This is a genomic window from Mesorhizobium sp. USDA 4132, assembly GCF_056279545.1.
This window is the reverse complement of the sequence record NZ_JBWCCP010000001.1, coordinates 1,958,439-1,975,055: the sequence shown is the minus strand read 5'-3', so window position 1 is coordinate 1,975,055 and position 16,617 is coordinate 1,958,439. Positions and strand designations below refer to the sequence as shown.

The following is a 16,617-nucleotide window of genomic DNA, read 5'->3' as shown; positions in this document are numbered from 1 at the left end:
ACTCCGATCCCCAAAACCCTCGCGGGAGATCATTTCAACCCGGTCAGACCGAGCGAAGCGACAGCCACTTTCCAGAAGAAGGGCCGGCCTACCCCCTCGACGGCCGCCACTCCGTCGAGCATTCACCAAACCCTGCGTGACCTTTAAGCAACGCAATGTGGCGAAAATGCAACGATGAGCGGAAGGTGTCAAGCAGCTGGGAACAAACTAACGCATCAGGCGCCACGAGAGCTGCGATAGACTGAGACACCCAGTTCCCGGATCTTCTTTCGCAGGGTGTTGCGATTGAGGCCGAGGAGATCGGCCGCCTTGATCTGGTTGCCGCGGGTGGCCGTCAGTGCCGCCAGGATCAGCGGATATTCCAGCTCCGTCAGGACGCGATCGTAGAGGCCTGGCGGCGGCAGGTTGTCGCCGAAGCTCGCGAAATAGGTGCGCATGTTTTCTTCGACGGCTTGCGCGATGGTGAGCGAACCGTTGCGCGTGCCCATTTTATCGATCGGGCTGTCGGGAACATCCGAGCGCAGCTCCGATTCGATGATCTCGCGGCTCATGACCTCCTGCGGATATAGCGCCATCAGGCGGCGGACCAGGTTTTCCAGCTCTCGCACGTTGCCCGGCCAGGCATAGGCCTTCATGAGATCCAGCGCCTCGGTGTCGAAACGCTTGCCGTCGAGCCCCTCCTTTTCGGCCATCTGCATGAAATGGCGAACGAGATCGGGAATGTCCTCGGCGCGGTCGCGCAAGGGAGGCAGGCGCAGCGGCACGACGTTCAAGCGGTAATAGAGGTCCTCGCGGAACAGGCCCTGGTTGATGAGGTGCTTCAGGTCCTTGTTGGTCGCCGCGACGATGCGCACGTCGGTACGGATCGGCGTGCGGCCGCCGACGGTGGTGTATTCGCCCTGCTGCAGGACGCGCAAAAGGCGCGTCTGGGCGTCCATCGGCATGTCGCCGATCTCGTCGAGGAAAAGCGTACCGCCCTCGGCCTGCTCGAAGCGGCCGGTGGAGCGGTTCTGGGCGCCGGTAAAAGCACCTTTCTCATGCCCGAAGAGTTCCGATTCGATCAGGTCGCGCGGAATGGCGGCCATGTTGATCGCCACGAACGGACCGTTGCGGCGCTTGCCGTAATCGTGGAGCGCGCGGGCGACGAGTTCCTTGCCGGTGCCGGACTCGCCGGTGATCATCAGCGTCAGGTCGGTCTGCATCAGCCGCGCCAGCACGCGGTAGATTTCCTGCATGGCAGCGGAGCGGCCGACCAGCGGCATGCCGTCCTGCATGTCGTCGTCGAGGCGGGCGGGCTTGCGCTTCGGTTCGGCAAGTGCCCGGCCGATGATGGCGATCAGCTCGGTCAGGTCGAACGGTTTCGGCAGGTAATCGTAGGCACCCTTTTCGGAGGCCTTGATGGCGGTCATGAAGGTGTTCTGGGCACTCATGACCAGCACCGGCAGATCGGGCCGCGCCTTCTTGATGCGCGGCAGCAGGTCGAAGGCGTTCTCATCGGGCATGATCACGTCGGTGACGACGAGATCGCCCTCGCCGGCAGAGATCCAGCGCCACAGGGTGGCGGCATTGGAGGTGATGCGCACTTCGTAGCCCGCCCTGGTCAAGGCCTGGTTCAGAACGGTGCGGATGGCCGCGTCGTCGTCGGCGACAAGGATCGTGGCAGTCATTTTACGTTTCCTGTGGAGTTCAAGGCGCGGCCGTCCATGGCCTCTTCCTTGTGCATGGGCATCAGAACACGGAATATCGTCCGGCGCGCCTGGCTGTCGCATTCGACTATGCCGCCATGGCCACCGATGATCTTGGCGACCAGGGCCAAGCCCAAGCCGGAGCCGTTCGTCTTGGTGGTGATGAAGGGATCGAAGAGATGCGGCACGAGATCGGTCGGAACGCCGGGTCCGTTGTCGATGACGCAGAATTCGAGCGGCAGGGAAATCTTGTCCCGCGTGCCGGCGACCGAGAGCTTGATGCCCGGGCGATAGGCGGTCGTCAGCATGATTTCGCCGTCCGGCTGGTCACCGACGGCTTCGGCGGCGTTCTTGATGAGGTTGAGGAAAACCTGCACCAGCTGGTCGCGGTTGGCAAAGACCGGCGGCAGCGACGGATCGTACATTTCGGAAATCTTGATCTTGCGGGCAAAGCCGGCCTTGGCGACCGCCTTCACGTGATCGAGGACAGAATGAATGTTGAGGGCTATGCGATCGACCGGACGTTCGTCGGAGAAGACTTCCATGCGGTCGACCAGCGAGACGATACGGTCGGTCTCGTCGCAGATCAGCTGGGTCAGCGCGCGGTCGTCGTCGGGGACGACGCTTTCCAGAAGCTGGGCGGCGCCGCGGATGCCCGACAGCGGGTTCTTGATCTCGTGCGCCAGCATGGAGGCCAAACCCGTCACCGAACGAGCGGCGGCGCGATGAGTGAGCTGGCGGTCGATCTTGTCGGCCATGGAGCGTTCCTGGAAGACGACGACCACCGAGCCCGGCTCGCTGACGACAGGCGCGACATAGAGGTCGACCAGTTTATCCTGGCCGAGGCGGGGCGACGACAGGTCGACGCGGTACTCGTTGACCGGCGCCTTGCGCTCGCGCACCTGGTCGATCAGGGCAAGCAACGGGCTGCCGAAGGGGATGAAGGTGGAGATCCTGTTCTTGGCGAGATGGGCGGCGCTGGCGCCGAAGAAGGCCTCCGCCTCCCAGTTTGCGAACGCGACCTTGCCCGCCGCATCGACCAGGATCACGGGGTTCTGCACCGAATTGAGGACCGCCATGGCGAGCGCATTGCCGATCGCGGCATCCTGCGCCTGGGACTTGCTCATGCGGCCTCCTTCTGAGCGTCGACGGGTTGCCCACCGAGCGCTGCTGTCATCCGGCGCGAGACATCGGCCGGGTCTTTCGAAATCATGATGGCGGCCTTTTCTTCGACCGGCAGGCCGGCCGCATAACGGTCGAGATACCAGCCGAGCTGTTTTCGCGCATGCCGGAGGCCGGCCTCGCGGCCGTAAAGCTCCAGCATCGCCTCGTAGTGTTCGACGACCAGGCCGGGGATTTCCGACCTTGTAGGCCCCGCATGACCGGCGAGCCAGCCGACATGCCAGGGCCGCCCCTGCGCGCCGCGGCCGACCATGACCGCATCGGCGCCCGAGCGCGCCAGGATAGCTTGAGCGTCCTCGGGCGATTCGACATCGCCATTGGCGATCAGCGGAATGGAGATCGCGTCGCGCACCGCGCGGATCGCATCCCAGTCCGCCCTGCCCTCGTAGAACTGCATGCGGGTGCGGCCGTGGATGGTCACCAGCCGGACGCCGGCCTGTTCGGCGCGGCGGGCGATCTCCGGCGCGTTGATGGAATTTTCGTCCCAGCCGAGCCGCATCTTCAGTGTCACGGGCACGGTGACGGCGTTGACCGTCGCCTCGATCATGGACAGGGCGTGGTCCGGATCGCGCATCAGCGCCGAGCCGGAATAACCGCCCGTCACCTTCTTGGCCGGACACCCCATGTTGATGTCGATGATATCGGCGCCGTTATCGGCAGCGATTTTCGCGGCTTCCGCCATCGGCTTCGCTTCGCGGCCGGCGAGCTGGACCATATGCGGCGAGATGCCGGCGCCCTTCAGCCGCGCCCACGATTCGCCGCGGTTCAGAATGAGCTCACCGCTGGCAACCATTTCCGTCACGACCAGCCCGGCGCCATAACGCCAGGCAAGCTGCCTGAACGGCAGATCGGTGACGCCGGACATCGGCGCCAGGACGACGCGATTGCGAATGGCGACAGGCCCGATCTGAAAAGGCTTAGCAAGATCTTGGAAACTCAAATGATGATCTTTCGGGCACATGAGATAGTTGCACTATTTTTATTCATGTCTCGGGCGTTTGCCAAGAGCAATTCCGGAACTGCGTTATTTTTGAGCGGCATGCTGGAATTCAGGCTTTTGGTCCTATAGTTCTGCGCCTGTCAATCCAAAACGAGTTACGGGTCGAGGACGACAAAGCCATGACAATCGGTTCCATGACAATCGGTATCGTCATCGTCGCCGCAGGCCGCGGGGAACGAGCAGGCTCTCTGCAGGACGGTCCCAAGCAGTACCGGCGGATCGGCGACAGACCGGTCATCGCCCATACGCTCGAACGATTTCTGACGTGGCGTCGAAGCGGCCCGATCGTGGTCGTCATCCACCCGGACGACGAGGCGTTGTTTGCGGCGGCAACGGCCGACGTCCAGGGGGCGGCAGGGGTGATCACCACGTTCGGCGGCGAAACCCGGCAGCGCTCGGTTTATGAGGGCCTGCGCGCCCTCTCCGGCACCGAGGCCACCCATGTGATGATCCACGATGCGGCGCGTCCCTTCGTCGATCACGGCGTGCTCGAGCGTGTGGCGCAGGCGCTCGACGAGGGGCAGGACGGCGTGCTGCCGGCCATTCCCGTCAGCGACACGCTGAAGCGCAGCGGTTCCGACGGGCTGGTGCACGAGACCGTGCCACGCTCCGGCCTCTACGCCGCGCAGACGCCGCAGAGCTTTCTTCTCTCCGAAATCCGCACCGCCCACGAAAAAGCGGCCGCACTGCGCCGCGAGGATTTCACTGACGACGCCTCGATCGCCGAATGGGCCGGCCTGCCGGTGACCCTGGTCGAAGGATCGGTCGACAATATCAAACTCACCGTCAAGCGGGATATCGCCATGGCCGACGAAAAACTCTCGCAGAGCCTGTTCCCGGCCACCCTCCCCGATGTCCGCACCGGCAACGGTTACGACGTGCACCAGCTGGAACCTGGCGACGGCGTGACGCTCTGCGGCGTGTTCATTCCCCACGACCAGAAGCTCAGCGGCCATTCGGATGCGGATGTCGCGCTGCATGCGCTGACCGATGCGCTGCTTGCCACCTGCGGCGCCGGCGATATCGGCGACCACTTTCCTCCTTCCGACATGCAGTGGCGCGGTGCGCCGTCGAAGATCTTCCTCGACCATGCGGCGAAGATCGTCCGCGAGCATGGCGGCACGATCATGAACGCCGATATCTCGCTGATCGCGGAAGCGCCGAAGATCGCACCGCACCGCCAGGCGATGCGCGAAACCCTCTCCGCGATTCTCGGCATTTCGCTCGACCGCTGCTCGGTCAAGGCAACCACCAACGAGAAGATCGGCTTCATCGGTCGCCGCGAGGGCATTGCGGCGATCGCCACGGCGACCGTCATTTATCGCGGAGACGCCGCATGAGCCTGTTTCCCGCCGATATCGAGGACCAGGCCAGGCGGATCATCACGGATTTCAGCGCGCGCGGAAAAATGGTCGCGACCGCCGAATCCTGCACGGGCGGGCTGATCGCCGGGGCGCTGACGGAGATTTCCGGCTCGTCCGCCGTCGTCGACCGCGGTTTCGTCACCTATACGAACCAGGCGAAGATGGACATGCTCGGGGTGACAGACGCCACGCTCGCGACGCATGGCGCGGTCTCGAAGGAAACGGCACTGCAGATGGTGCATGGGGCGCTCTATCGCTCAAAGGCCGCCGTGGCGGTTGCGGTGACCGGCATAGCGGGACCCGGCGGCGGATCGGCGGAAAAACCCGTCGGGCTGGTGCATCTGGCGGCGAAAAGCCGTTCGGGCAAAGTCCAGCATCGGGAAATGCGCTACGGCGATATCGGCCGCGCCGAGGTCAGGCTGGCGACCGTCAGAACCGCGCTGGAAATGCTGGCCGAGGTGGCCGCTCAGGCGTAGATTTTGTCGGCCCGCTTTTCGAAGGCTTCGGCGAACATGCGGAAGGCGCGGTCGAACATCGAGCCCATCAGGGCGCCGAGGATCATGCTCTTGAACTCGTAATCGATGTAGAAATGCACGACGCACCCCTCTGGGCCTGCATTCGGCGAGCCGGCCGCCGCCGGCTCGAAGCTCCAGCGGTTGTCGAGATACTTGAACGGCCCCTCGATATATTTCACATCGATGATCCGCTCGGCCGGATTGAGCAGGACCTGGGTGGTGAAGGTCTCGCGGATCGCCTTGTAGCCGACGGTCATGTCGGCCACGAGCAGCGTCTTGCCATCGCGCTCCTTGGAGGAACGCACGGCCAGCGCTTCGCAGAGCGGCAGGAACTGCGGATATTTTTCGACATCGGCGACAAGCGCGTACATCTTTTCGGCGCTGTGCTTCACGGGACGGCGGATTTCGAACTTTGGCATGATCCCGAGTTAAGCGCCCGCTCCGATAAGATCAAGAAGATCGCGCATTTCGCGACGGGATTTCAACACCAGAACCGGCCTGTCGCCCGCGTATGCCGTCAACCCGGCAGCCACGCGCGGGCCATAGACCTTCTCCCAGGTCCAGACGAAGCGGAAGAATTGCCATTCCATCTTCTCCGGGCAACCGGGCGCCATTTCCGGACGGGTGCCTCCCCTGTTCATGATCCGGCGGCTGAGAATTCCCCAGACGCATAGCCAGCGCGGCATGCGCACCCAGATGACCAGATCGCTGCGCGGTACGCGAATGTCGAAAGTGGAGGTATTGGTGCCATCCATGATCAGCGTTCGCCGGCGGCCAGCTCGACGATGAGGCGGTGCTGTTCGGGCTTGTCCCGCTGCACCCAGCCCGGCAACCAGAGCACATCGCGGTCGATCGAGATGTAAGTGAGCTCGAAACGACGGGCGACCTTCTGGGCCAGCGTCGATTTGCCACCGCCGGAACAGCCGATGACCAGAATTCTGTCGGCATTGGAGACCTTGTCTGCTGCTTCGGCAATTCCCACGTAACGGATCGCATTCACGCCAGATTCCATATCCATGATGATCTCCCGTGAATCAGGCTCGCTGCATCGTGACTGGCGGTAGACGCCGATGATGACAGGAGGATTTCAATGTCGGGCAGACGGCGCTATAGAGGTCGCCGAATGCGATTGTGACGGAGCTTTGACACGGATGTCAGAGTGACGGGTTCAACCATCGGTCATTTGTCGATGTCAGATGGCATTCAGATTGATAAGATGTAATGTAGGATTCATCCGGTTGTAGTGATCCAGAGTCGCAAGCCAGCGTACAATGGCATAATCAACCGATAGCAGACCGGGCGCACCCGAAAGAAGCATCCATGGACGATTTCTCGCAGATGATAAAGCTGCTCGAATCCGCAAAGCAGCTTGCAGACATGAACCAGCTTCCCATGCTGGTCTATCTTATTGAAATGGCGAAGAGCGAAGCACGCGGACATCGTTTCACGCTGCGCGAACGCCGACGCGGCCAAGACAAGCACGAAAAGGTTCAGGCAGCCGAATAAGGCTTACGACCGGCTCGCCGCCCTACTCGGCGGCGGCCAGGACTTTCCTCTCGCGTGCAGCCCTGAGGCGAGCGAAATCATCCCCGGCGTGATGCGAAGACCGGGTCAGCGGGCTCGAAGACACCATCAGGAAACCCTTGGCATAGGCCACCGTCTCGTAGGACTTGAACTCCTCGGGCGTGACGAAGCTTTCTACCTTGTGGTGCTTGCGGGTCGGCTGCAGATACTGGCCGATCGTCAGGAAATCGACGTCGGCCGTGCGCAGGTCGTCCATCAGCTGCAGCACTTCGTTGCGCTCCTCGCCGAGCCCCACCATGATGCCCGACTTGGTGAACATGGTCGGATCCAGCTCCTTCACCCGCTGCAGCAGCCGGACGGAGTGGAAATAACGGGCTCCGGGGCGCACCGTCAGATAGTTGCCCGGCACGGTTTCCATGTTGTGGTTGAACACATCCGGCTTGGCGGCGACGACGCGCTCCAGCGCACCGGGCTTCTTCAGGAAGTCTGGCGTCAGGATCTCGATGGTGGTTGCCGGCGACGCGGCGCGGATCGCCCAGATCACCTTCTCGAAATGCTCGGCGCCGCCGTCGGCCAGGTCGTCGCGGTCGACGGAGGTGATGACCACATGGCTAAGACCCATCTGCTTGACGGCCTTGGCGACGTTTTCGGGCTCTTCCATATCGAGCGCGTTCGGCTTGCCGGTCGCGACATTGCAGAAGGCGCAGGCGCGGGTGCAGATCTCGCCCATGATCATGAAGGTGGCGTGCTTCTTGTCCCAGCACTCGCCGATATTGGGGCAGCCCGCTTCCTCGCAGACCGTCACCAGCTTGTTTTCCTTCACGATCGCGCGGGTTTCTTGGTAGCCCTTGGAGACCGGCGCCCGGACGCGGATCCATTCGGGCTTGCGCATGACTTCCTGGTCCGGTCGGTGGGCCTTTTCCGGATGACGGACGCGCTTTTCATCGCCGGATGCGATCGTGTCGAGGATGGTGACCATAAGAACCTGCTTTCAACCGCCTGTATCGCGGGGTTCGTCAGCGCCTGACGAGTTTGGCAAGAAATAGCAAAATGCAGGAGCCGATGAAACCTGCAACCAGGTAACCCAGCCATCCGTCTGCAACATGGATGTTGAACCTGTTGAAGATGCCGTTGGCCAGCACCGCGCCGACAATGCCGATGACGATGTTCATGAAAATGCCGAAACGGACATCCATCAGCTTGCCGGCGAGCCAACCCGCCAGGCCGCCGATGATGATCGCCGCAATCCAACCTACCTGCATGCTACGCTCCCGTTCCAGAGACACTCATATGGGCGCCGCCCGGCCGTGGAACAATCCCCGGCAGGGCGATCTCGTCAGGCATTCAGCGCCCGGCCGTAGGCGTCAAGCACGCTTTCCTTCATCGTCTCGGAAATGGTCGGATGCGGGAAGATCGTGTGCATCAGTTCCTCTTCCGTCGTCTCCAGGTTCATGGCGACGACGAAGCCCTGGATCAGTTCGGTGACTTCGGCACCGACCATGTGGGCGCCGATCAGTTCGCCGGTCTTTTTGTCGAAGATGGTCTTGACCAGACCCTGGTCCTCGCCGAGCGCGATCGCCTTGCCGTTGGCGACGAACGGAAAACGGCCGACGCGGATGTCGCGGCCTTCGGCCTTAGCCTTGGCTTCGGTGAGGCCGACGGAGGCGACCTGCGGGTTGCAGTAGGTGCAGCCGGGGATCTTCAGCTTGTCCATCGGATGGACGTTCGGCAGGCCGGCGATCTTTTCGACGCAGATGACCGCTTCATGCTCGGCCTTGTGGGCGAGCAGCGGCGGACCGGCGACGTCGCCGATCGCATAGAGGCCGGGCACGTTGGTCTTGCCGTAACCGTCGATCACGATGAAGCCGCGGTCGGTCTTCACGCCGACTGCCTCAAGGCCGATGCCTTCGATATTGGCCTGGACGCCGACGGCCGAGATCATCCGGTCGGCGGTGATCTCCTGCGTCTTGCCGTCCTTGAGCTCGATCGTCGCAGTGACCGAGTTGGCGCCCTTCACAACCTTGGCAACCTTGGCCTCGAGCAGGATCTTCATGCCCTGGCGCTCGAACTGCTTCTTGGCAAGCGCCGAGATGTCCGCATCCTCGACCGGCATGACCTGGCTCATGATCTCGACGACGGTGACCTCGACGCCCATGGTGCGGTAGAAGCTGGCGAACTCGATGCCGATGGCGCCTGACCCCATGACCAGCAGCGACTTTGGCATCTCTTCCGGCTTCATCGCCTCGAAATAGGTCCAGATCAGCTTGCCGTCCGGCTCGATGCCCGGCAGCGCCCGCGGGCGGGCGCCTGTCGCGATGATGATGTGCTTGGCGGTATAGGTGCCCTCGCCGAGCGTGTTCTTGGGGATCGGACCGATCGGCTCGACCGGCTTCTTGGTGGTCTTCGACACGACGATCTCGCCGGGTTTCGAAAGCTTCGCCTCGCCCCAGATGATGTCGACCTTGTTCTTCTTGAACAGGAAGCCGACGCCGTTGTTCATGCGGTGGGCGATGCCCCGCGAGCGGTCGACGATCGCCTTGACGTCCGGCTTGATCGTGCCTTCCAGCGTCAGGCCGTAGTCCTTGGCGTGGGTCGCGGTGTGCATCACGTCGGCCGAGCGAAGAAGCGCCTTGGTCGGAATGCAGCCCCAGTTGGAGCAGATGCCGGCGAGGTGCTCGCGTTCGACGACGGCGACCTTCAGCCCGAGCTGGGATGCCCGGATGGCGGCGATATAACCGCCGGGACCGGAACCGATAACGATGACGTCGTAGGATTGAGCCATTGCTTTCCTGCCTTCTCATTGGGGAGCCAGCTCCAGGCGGCCCGCCTCGGGAAATCTTCTTCTAGAGACCCAGCATCATCCGGACGATCGGCTCAAGGCCGCGTCCGATCGCGCGGGTATTTTCTGCATCGAGATGCACGCCGTCGATCGGCGTCGTTTTCGCCACCGATCCCGCATCGAAGAAACCGCAGCCTAGTTCGTCCGCGAGGTCCCGATAGAGCGATGCGAGCATCGAAGACTGCTCGATGCCTCCCCGAAACAGCGCTCCGGTCATTGGGTTTGCGGTGTCGCAGAGCGTCGGCGGCGACACGATGAGGATTTCCGGCGTGTCGCATTCCCGGCCCCAGTCGTGGAAGCGCACGAGGCTGACCAGCTTCTTCACGCCTTGGCGCGCGCCCATGGCCGTGCCGTGGATGATCGGCTTCAGGTCGTTGGTGCCGAGCATGATGATCACCAGCTCGAGCGGACCATGGCTATGAAGGACGGTCGGCAGCAGCCGCGCACCGTTGCGATCGCAATCGGCAAGCCCGTCGTCATAGGCGGTGGTACGGCCGCCAAGACCCTCAGCCACCACATTGACCGCGGGACCGAGCGCTGCCTGCAGCACGCTCGGCCAGCGATCTTCGAAGGCATGGCGGCCGCCGGTTGCGACATCCGTACCCCAGGTCAATGAATCACCATAGCAGAGAACGGTTTTCATGGACGCACCTCCGATACCCCTCCCTTGCGGACACCCTCCCCGCAAGGGGAGGGAAATACCGGACTACACCAGCATCGCCATCGGGTTTTCGATGTAGCGCTTGAAGGCGGACGCGAGTTCCGCACCGAGCGCGCCGTCGATGACGCGGTGGTCGAAGGCGAAGGTTGCGGTCATCACCGTGCCCACCTTGATCTCGCCGTTCTTCACGATCGGCTTCTCGACGCCTGCGCCGATCGAGACGATCGAGGCCTGCGGCAGGTTGACGATCGAGGTGAAATTGGAGACGCCGAACATGCCGAGGTTGGACACGGATGTCGTGCCGCCCTGGTATTCTTCCGGCTTCAGCTTCTTGTCGCGGGCGCGTCTCGCAAGATCCTTCACCTCGTTGGAGATGACGGACAGCGTCTTCGTTTCGGCCTTGCGGACGATCGGGGTGATCAGCCCGTCCGGGATGGATACGGCCACGCCGACGTCTGCATGCTTGTGCAGCACGCGGGCCGTCGAGGTCCAGGAAGCATTGGCCATCGGGACATCGCGCAGAGCGAGCGCCATCGCCTTGATGATGAAGTCGTTGACCGACAGCTTGAAGGCGGGAACATCGCCCTTGTCGGTCTTCTTCATCGGCGAAGACTTGTTGATCTCGGCGCGCAGCTTCATCAGTGCGTCGAGCTCGCAATCCATCGAGACGAAGTAGGACGGAACCGTCTGGCTCGACTCGGTGAGGCGCGAGGCGATCGTCTTGCGCATGCCGTCATGCGGCAGAAGCTCGTACGAACCCTCGGGGAAAAGCTTCAGGACGGTATCGTCCGCCGGACCCTTGGCCATGGCCGGTGCGGCAGCAGCCTGTGGAGCGGCAGCCGGTGCAGGCTTGGCACCACCGGAAGCGACAGCCTTTTCGATATCGGCCTTGACGACACGGCCGTGCGGGCCGGAACCCGACACGGCGGAAAGGTCGAGGCCGGCTTCCTTGGCGAGGCGACGGGCGAGCGGCGAAGAAAAGGGCCTTGCATCACCCGAAGACGCCAGAGCCGGTGCCGCGACAGCAGGCGCCGGTTCGGACGCCTTTTGAGCCGGAGCGGCTTCCGCCTTCGGGGCGGGCGCAGCCTCGGCCTTCGGAGCCGGAGAAGCACCACCGCCGGCAGCGGCGGCCGAGACATCCTCGCCATCTGCGGCAAGGATCGCGATCAGCGCATTGACCTTGACGCCCTCGGTGCCGGCCGCAACGACCAGCTTGGCAACGGTGCCCTCATCGACGGATTCGACTTCCATGGTCGCCTTGTCGGTCTCGATCTCGGCGAGCACGTCGCCGGACTTGACCTTGTCGCCTTCCTTGACGAGCCACTTGGAAAGATTGCCCTCTTCCATGGTCGGAGACAGGGCAGGCATGGTGATGTTGATCGGCATCGAAACATCCTCCCCTTATTTGTAGCAGACGGTTTTCACCGCCTGGACGACTTCGCCGACATTCGGCAGCGCCAGCTTTTCGAGATTGGCCGCATAAGGCATCGGAACATCCTTGCCGGCGATCGTCAGGATCGGCGCATCGAGATAATCGAAGGCCTGCTGCATGACGCGGGTGGCGATTTCAGTACCGATCGAGTTCTGCGGATAACCCTCCTCGACCGTGACGAGACGGCCGGTCTTCTTGACCGACTCGATGACCGTCGGAAGGTCCATCGGGCGCAGCGTGCGCAGATCGATCAGCTCGACGTCGATGCCTTCCTTTTCCAGTTCGGCGACAGCCTTCACGGCATAGGACATGCCGATGCCGAAGGAGACGACGGTGACGTCCTTGCCCTTGCGGTGGATGCGCGCCTTACCGATCGGCAGGACGAAATCATCGAGCTTCGGCACTTCGAAGGACTGGCCGTAGAGGATTTCGTTTTCCAGGAAGACGACCGGGTTCGGATCGCGGATGGCAGCTTTCAGCAGGCCCTTGGCGTCGGCAGCCGTGTACGGCATGACGACCTTGAGGCCCGGGATCTGACTGTACCAGGAGGCATAGTCCTGGCTGTGCTGCGCGCCGACGCGGGCGGCGGCACCGTTCGGGCCGCGGAACACGATCGGCGCCCCCATCTGGCCGCCGGACATGTAGAGCGTCTTGGCGGCCGAATTGATGATCTGGTCGATCGCCTGCATGGCGAAGTTGAAGGTCATGAACTCGACGATCGGCTTCAGGCCCGCCATGGCGGCACCGACGCCGACGCCGGCAAAGCCGTGTTCGGTGATGGGCGTATCGACCACGCGGCGAGCCCCGAATTCCTGCAGCAGGCCTTGGGTGATCTTGTAGGCACCCTGGTATTCGGCGACTTCCTCACCCATGACGAAGACGTTCTCGTCGCGGCGCATTTCCTCGGCCATCGCGTCGCGCAGTGCTTCGCGAACGGTGGTCATGACCATTTCGGTACCGGCCGGGATATCCGGATCGGCAGCGGCCTCGACCTTCGGCTGGGCCGGGACCGGGGCGGATGCCGAACCGGTCGCGGTCGGCTTTTCTTCCTGTTCGACCTGCGGAGCCGCCTTCGGCGCCTCCTTGGCAGGAGCCGCGGAGCCGATCGAATCAGCGCTCTCGCCGTCCTGCAGGAGCACGGCGATCTTGGTGTTGACCTTGACGTTTTCGGTGCCGGCCTCGACCAGCAGCTTGCCGATCACGCCTTCATCGACGGCTTCCACTTCCATGGTCGCCTTGTCGGTCTCGATTTCGGCAATCACGTCGCCGGAGGTGACCTTGTCACCCTCTTTTTTCAGCCACTTGCTGAGCGTGCCTTCCTCCATGGTCGGAGAAAGGGCGGGCATCAGGATATCGATTGGCATTGGGTTCCCTCCCCGCGATCAGAGCAGAATGTCGGTGTAGAGCTCGGACGGATCCGGCTCCGGATCGGCCTGGGCGAAATCGGCGCTATCCGAAACGACGTCGCGGATATCCTTGTCGATCGCCTTCAGCTCGTCTTCGGTCGCCCAGCCTTTTTCGATGAGGCGCAGGCGCACCTGCTCGATCGGGTCGTGCTCGGAGCGCATCTTCTGCACTTCGTCCTTGGAGCGATATTTCGCCGGGTCGGACATGGAGTGGCCGCGATAACGGTAGGTGAGCATTTCGAGAATGATCGGGCCCTTGCCGGAGCGGCAGTGCTCGAGCGCCTCGTCGCCGGCGGCCTTCACGGCACGAACGTCCATGCCGTCGACCTGGATGCCGGGGATGCCGAAGCCGGAACCACGCAGCGAGTAGTTCGACTGCGCCGTCGCACGGGCCGTCGAGGTGCCCATCGCATAACGGTTGTTCTCGACGATATAGACGATCGGCAGCTTCCAGAGGGCCGCCATGTTGAAGCTCTCGTAGACCTGGCCCTGGTTGGCCGCGCCATCGCCGAAATAGGCGACCGAGACGCTGTCGTTACCACGATACCTGTTGGCGAAGGCGAGACCGGTTCCGAGCGAAACCTGGGCGCCGACGATGCCGTGGCCGCCGTAGAAATGCTTTTCCTTGGAGAACATGTGCATCGAGCCGCCCTTCCCCCTGGAATAGCCGCCCTTGCGTCCGGTCAGCTCCGCCATGACGCCACGCGCGCTCATGCCGGTTGCCAGCATATGCCCATGGTCGCGATAGGCGGTGATAACCTGGTCACCCTCCTGCTGCGCCATCTGCATGCCGACGACGACAGCTTCCTGGCCGATATAGAGGTGACAGAAACCACCGATGAAGCCCATGCCGTAGAGCTGGCCGGCCTTTTCCTCGAAACGGCGGATCATCAGCATCTCACGATAGGCGTGAAGATCCTGATCCTTGCCGAAATCCGGGGTGTTTTTGCCCGTAAACTCCTTGGCGGAGGATTTCGAGGCTGATTTGATTGCAGACTTTGCCGCTGGTTTGCGGCCGGATACAGACGCGGTTTTTGTCGGCGCCATTCATCCCTCCCTTTGAGTTCTGCGTTGAGAGCGAGATTACGCTCTGACGTATATCGCCAGATTCCCACTCTGGTTTCGGGGCGTACCATAGGCAAGAAAAGCTGCCCCAGCAATGCCATAAACGCATGGCTCACATTCCGTGCAACACTATGAAAAGGTTACAGAAATATGAAATTAACTGGATTTCGGTTAATTTAGAAGTAGTTGTTGAAGATGACGATTTCGTCGCCGCGCGAGACGTTCAGCTGATAACGGGCGATCTCGTCAAGCATATCCTTGTCGAGCGAACCATCGCTCATCAGCTGAACCTGCCGCTCCAGCGTCTCGCGCCGAGCGGTCAACTTTGCGAGCTCGCCTGCACGCGCCTGCCGCTGACGTTCGAATTCCTCCGTGGCGATCAGCCCGAGATCGCCATGGATGGAATGATAGCCGAAGTAGCAAAGAAACGCGACTGTGATGGCGGGAAGAACAAAACGGCCGAATTTTCTTTTCTTATGATGCTTTGTCCACATACCGCTCTAACGCCTTGCCACGCTTACGGGATCTCAAATCGATCCGAAACAGAGCTTCAAATTCGCAGAACTTGCTTAAGCAATCGTTGACCAGAATCGAGTCCGAAAAAAGCCCGCGTCTTTCGGCGCGGGCTTCCATGAAAATGTCGAACCTGGGAGGCTGTCAGGCCTTCAGGACGCTGCGGCCGGCATAAACGGCCTGCGGACCGAGCATTTCCTCGATGCGGATAAGCTGGTTGTACTTGGCAAGCCGGTCGGAGCGCGACAGCGAGCCGGTCTTGATCTGTCCGCAATTGGTGGCGACGGCGAGATCGGCGATCGTCGAGTCTTCGGTTTCGCCCGAGCGGTGCGACATGACGGCGGTGTAGGCCGCCTTGTGGGCAGTCTCGACGGCATCGAGCGTTTCCGACAGCGAGCCGATCTGATTGACCTTGACCAGGATCGAATTGGCGACGCCCTGCCTGATGCCATCGCGCAGGCGCGACGAGTTGGTGACGAACAGATCGTCGCCGACGAGCTGGCACTTGGCGCCGATCTTGTCGGTCAGGTACTTCCAGCCGGCCCAATCGTCTTCGGCCATGCCGTCTTCGATCGAAATGATTGGGTATTTTGCTGCAAGCTCGGCGAGGTAATCGGCCATGGCTTCCGGCTCGAGCGTGCGGCCCTCGCCTTCCATTTCATATTTGCCGTTCTTGAAGAATTCGGTCGAGGCGCAGTCGAGCGCCAGGCAGACGTCGTCGCCTGGGGTATAGCCGGCCTTCTCGACCGACTTCATGATGAAATCGAGGGCTTCCGGCGCGCTCTTCAGGCCCGGTGCGAAACCACCTTCGTCGCCGACATTGGTGTTGTGACCCTGGGCCGCCAGTTCCTTCCGCAGGACGTGGAAGATCTCCGAGCCCATGCGCACGGCGTCCTTCAGCGTGTCAGCGCCGACCGGCATGATCATGAATTCCTGGAAGTCGATCGGGTTGTCGGCATGAGCGCCGCCGTTGATGATGTTCATCATCGGAACCGGCAGGACATGCGCGTTCGGGCCGCCGACATAACGGTAGAGCGGCAGGCCGGATGTTTCGGCGGCAGCTTTTGCAACGGCGAGCGAGACGCCGAGGATGGCATTGGCGCCGAGGCGGGACTTGTTCGGCGTGCCGTCGAGCGCGATCATCGTCTTGTCGATATGGATCTGGCTCTCGGCATCGAAACCGCCGATCGCATCGAAGATCTCGGTGTTGACGGCTTCGACCGCCTTTTCGACGCCCTTGCCGTGGTAGCGCTTGCCGCCGTCGCGCAGTTCGACGGCTTCATGAGCGCCGGTGGAGGCGCCCGACGGAACGGCCGCACGGCCCATCGAACCGTCTTCCAGATAGACATCCACCTCGACGGTCGGATTGCCGCGGCTGTCGAGAATTTCGCGGGCGATGATATCGGTGATGGCGGTCAAGGGTCTCTCCCT

Annotated in this window: 16 protein-coding genes and 1 pseudogene; 3 read left to right on the top strand and 14 right to left on the bottom strand. The window is 62.3% G+C overall.

Annotated features, from left to right (window positions below):
- Nucleotides 1-215: 215 nt before the first annotated feature.
- From ntrC to dusB, 3 genes are read right to left on the bottom strand one after another with little or no spacing between them, the layout of a single operon-like run.
- Nucleotides 216-1,667 (bottom strand): nitrogen regulation protein NR(I), encoded by a 1,452-nt coding sequence (gene ntrC, locus ACZ9IU_RS10305; protein WP_038542662.1) that lies wholly within the window; start codon nt 1,665-1,667, stop codon nt 216-218.
- Nucleotides 1,664-2,812, bottom strand: coding sequence for a two-component system sensor histidine kinase NtrB (locus ACZ9IU_RS10300; protein WP_038542660.1), 1,149 nt, complete (start codon nt 2,810-2,812; stop codon nt 1,664-1,666). The genes ntrC and ACZ9IU_RS10300 overlap by 4 nt, the downstream gene beginning before the upstream one ends.
- Nucleotides 2,809-3,828, bottom strand: a complete 1,020-nt coding sequence (dusB, locus tag ACZ9IU_RS10295) for a tRNA dihydrouridine synthase DusB (protein WP_038542658.1) — start codon at nt 3,826-3,828, stop codon at nt 2,809-2,811. Before dusB ends, ACZ9IU_RS10300 begins: the two co-directional genes overlap by 4 nt.
- Before the next feature lie 158 nt (nt 3,829-3,986).
- On the opposite strand from dusB, the gene ACZ9IU_RS10290 reads away from it, so the two are divergent.
- Together ACZ9IU_RS10290 and ACZ9IU_RS10285 are read left to right on the top strand one after the other, a co-directional pair.
- Complete coding sequence (locus ACZ9IU_RS10290) at nt 3,987-5,207, top strand: bifunctional 2-C-methyl-D-erythritol 4-phosphate cytidylyltransferase/2-C-methyl-D-erythritol 2,4-cyclodiphosphate synthase (RefSeq protein ID WP_038542656.1); 1,221 nt, start codon at nt 3,987-3,989, stop codon at nt 5,205-5,207.
- Nucleotides 5,204-5,707, top strand: coding sequence for a CinA family protein (locus tag ACZ9IU_RS10285; RefSeq protein ID WP_038542654.1), 504 nt, complete (start codon nt 5,204-5,206; stop codon nt 5,705-5,707). The genes ACZ9IU_RS10290 and ACZ9IU_RS10285 overlap by 4 nt, the downstream gene beginning before the upstream one ends.
- On the opposite strand, the gene ACZ9IU_RS10280 is transcribed toward ACZ9IU_RS10285, so the two are convergent.
- Nucleotides 5,698-6,165, bottom strand: coding sequence for a type II toxin-antitoxin system RatA family toxin (locus ACZ9IU_RS10280; protein WP_038542652.1), 468 nt, complete (start codon nt 6,163-6,165; stop codon nt 5,698-5,700). The two genes, ACZ9IU_RS10285 and ACZ9IU_RS10280, sit on opposite strands and share 10 nt — an antisense overlap.
- 9 nt (nt 6,166-6,174) lie before the next feature.
- Nucleotides 6,175-6,764, bottom strand: a pseudogene (locus tag ACZ9IU_RS10275) (P-loop NTPase family protein).
- A 302-nt stretch (nt 6,765-7,066) separates the two neighbouring features.
- Here ACZ9IU_RS10275 and ACZ9IU_RS10270 point away from each other — a divergent pair.
- Nucleotides 7,067-7,252: a hypothetical protein gene (locus ACZ9IU_RS10270; protein ID WP_007758868.1), complete on the top strand. Its 186-nt coding sequence runs from the start codon at nt 7,067-7,069 to the stop codon at nt 7,250-7,252.
- Nucleotides 7,253-7,274: 22 nt separating this feature from the next.
- On the opposite strand, the gene lipA is transcribed toward ACZ9IU_RS10270, so the two are convergent.
- The 9 genes from lipA to eno all read right to left on the bottom strand — a co-directional run bounded on the left by lipA (nt 7,275) and on the right by eno (nt 16,605).
- Entirely contained in the window at nt 7,275-8,249 is a 975-nt protein-coding gene (gene lipA, locus ACZ9IU_RS10265; protein WP_038542647.1) for a lipoyl synthase, read from the bottom strand.
- A 37-nt stretch (nt 8,250-8,286) separates the two neighbouring features.
- On the bottom strand, nt 8,287-8,532 hold the full coding sequence (locus ACZ9IU_RS10260; protein WP_038542645.1) for a GlsB/YeaQ/YmgE family stress response membrane protein: 246 nt from the start codon (nt 8,530-8,532) through the stop codon (nt 8,287-8,289).
- A gap of 74 nt (nt 8,533-8,606) precedes the next feature.
- Nucleotides 8,607-10,052, bottom strand: a complete 1,446-nt coding sequence (gene lpdA / locus ACZ9IU_RS10255; RefSeq protein ID WP_038542643.1) for a dihydrolipoyl dehydrogenase — start codon at nt 10,050-10,052, stop codon at nt 8,607-8,609.
- 61 nt (nt 10,053-10,113) lie between these two features.
- Entirely contained in the window at nt 10,114-10,752 is a 639-nt protein-coding gene (locus tag ACZ9IU_RS10250; protein WP_038542641.1) for an SGNH/GDSL hydrolase family protein, read from the bottom strand.
- A gap of 63 nt (nt 10,753-10,815) precedes the next feature.
- On the bottom strand, nt 10,816-12,156 hold the full coding sequence (locus ACZ9IU_RS10245) for a pyruvate dehydrogenase complex dihydrolipoamide acetyltransferase (RefSeq protein WP_038542640.1): 1,341 nt from the start codon (nt 12,154-12,156) through the stop codon (nt 10,816-10,818).
- A gap of 15 nt (nt 12,157-12,171) precedes the next feature.
- Nucleotides 12,172-13,566: a pyruvate dehydrogenase complex E1 component subunit beta gene (locus ACZ9IU_RS10240; protein ID WP_038542637.1), complete on the bottom strand. Its 1,395-nt coding sequence runs from the start codon at nt 13,564-13,566 to the stop codon at nt 12,172-12,174.
- 18 nt (nt 13,567-13,584) lie between these two features.
- Nucleotides 13,585-14,655 (bottom strand): pyruvate dehydrogenase (acetyl-transferring) E1 component subunit alpha, encoded by a 1,071-nt coding sequence (gene pdhA / locus ACZ9IU_RS10235; protein ID WP_038542635.1) that lies wholly within the window; start codon nt 14,653-14,655, stop codon nt 13,585-13,587.
- Between the two features lie 194 nt (nt 14,656-14,849).
- Nucleotides 14,850-15,167 (bottom strand): FtsB family cell division protein, encoded by a 318-nt coding sequence (locus ACZ9IU_RS10230; protein ID WP_038542632.1) that lies wholly within the window; start codon nt 15,165-15,167, stop codon nt 14,850-14,852.
- 163 nt (nt 15,168-15,330) lie between these two features.
- Nucleotides 15,331-16,605, bottom strand: a complete 1,275-nt coding sequence (gene eno, locus ACZ9IU_RS10225; protein ID WP_038542630.1) for a phosphopyruvate hydratase — start codon at nt 16,603-16,605, stop codon at nt 15,331-15,333.
- Nucleotides 16,606-16,617 lie beyond the last annotated feature (12 nt).

What these genes read in the sequence shown, in the direction of transcription:
- ACZ9IU_RS10290 (WP_038542656.1), top strand. Translation starts at nt 3,987, where the DNA reads ATGACAATCGGTTCCATGACAATCGGTATCGTCATCGTCGCCGCAGGC.
- ACZ9IU_RS10230 (WP_038542632.1), bottom strand. Translation starts at nt 15,167, where the DNA reads ATGTGGACAAAGCATCATAAGAAAAGAAAATTCGGCCGTTTTGTTCTT.
- ACZ9IU_RS10245 (WP_038542640.1), bottom strand. Translation starts at nt 12,156, where the DNA reads ATGCCGATCAACATCACCATGCCTGCCCTGTCTCCGACCATGGAAGAG.
- ACZ9IU_RS10250 (WP_038542641.1), bottom strand. Translation starts at nt 10,752, where the DNA reads ATGAAAACCGTTCTCTGCTATGGTGATTCATTGACCTGGGGTACGGAT.
- lipA (WP_038542647.1), bottom strand. Translation starts at nt 8,249, where the DNA reads ATGGTCACCATCCTCGACACGATCGCATCCGGCGATGAAAAGCGCGTC.
- pdhA (WP_038542635.1), bottom strand. Translation starts at nt 14,655, where the DNA reads ATGGCGCCGACAAAAACCGCGTCTGTATCCGGCCGCAAACCAGCGGCA.
- ACZ9IU_RS10300 (WP_038542660.1), bottom strand. Translation starts at nt 2,812, where the DNA reads ATGAGCAAGTCCCAGGCGCAGGATGCCGCGATCGGCAATGCGCTCGCC.
- ACZ9IU_RS10240 (WP_038542637.1), bottom strand. Translation starts at nt 13,566, where the DNA reads ATGCCAATCGATATCCTGATGCCCGCCCTTTCTCCGACCATGGAGGAA.
- ACZ9IU_RS10280 (WP_038542652.1), bottom strand. Translation starts at nt 6,165, where the DNA reads ATGCCAAAGTTCGAAATCCGCCGTCCCGTGAAGCACAGCGCCGAAAAG.
- dusB (WP_038542658.1), bottom strand. Translation starts at nt 3,828, where the DNA reads ATGTGCCCGAAAGATCATCATTTGAGTTTCCAAGATCTTGCTAAGCCT.
- ntrC (WP_038542662.1), bottom strand. Translation starts at nt 1,667, where the DNA reads ATGACTGCCACGATCCTTGTCGCCGACGACGACGCGGCCATCCGCACC.
- ACZ9IU_RS10270 (WP_007758868.1), top strand. Translation starts at nt 7,067, where the DNA reads ATGGACGATTTCTCGCAGATGATAAAGCTGCTCGAATCCGCAAAGCAG.
- lpdA (WP_038542643.1), bottom strand. Translation starts at nt 10,052, where the DNA reads ATGGCTCAATCCTACGACGTCATCGTTATCGGTTCCGGTCCCGGCGGT.
- ACZ9IU_RS10285 (WP_038542654.1), top strand. Translation starts at nt 5,204, where the DNA reads ATGAGCCTGTTTCCCGCCGATATCGAGGACCAGGCCAGGCGGATCATC.
- ACZ9IU_RS10260 (WP_038542645.1), bottom strand. Translation starts at nt 8,532, where the DNA reads ATGCAGGTAGGTTGGATTGCGGCGATCATCATCGGCGGCCTGGCGGGT.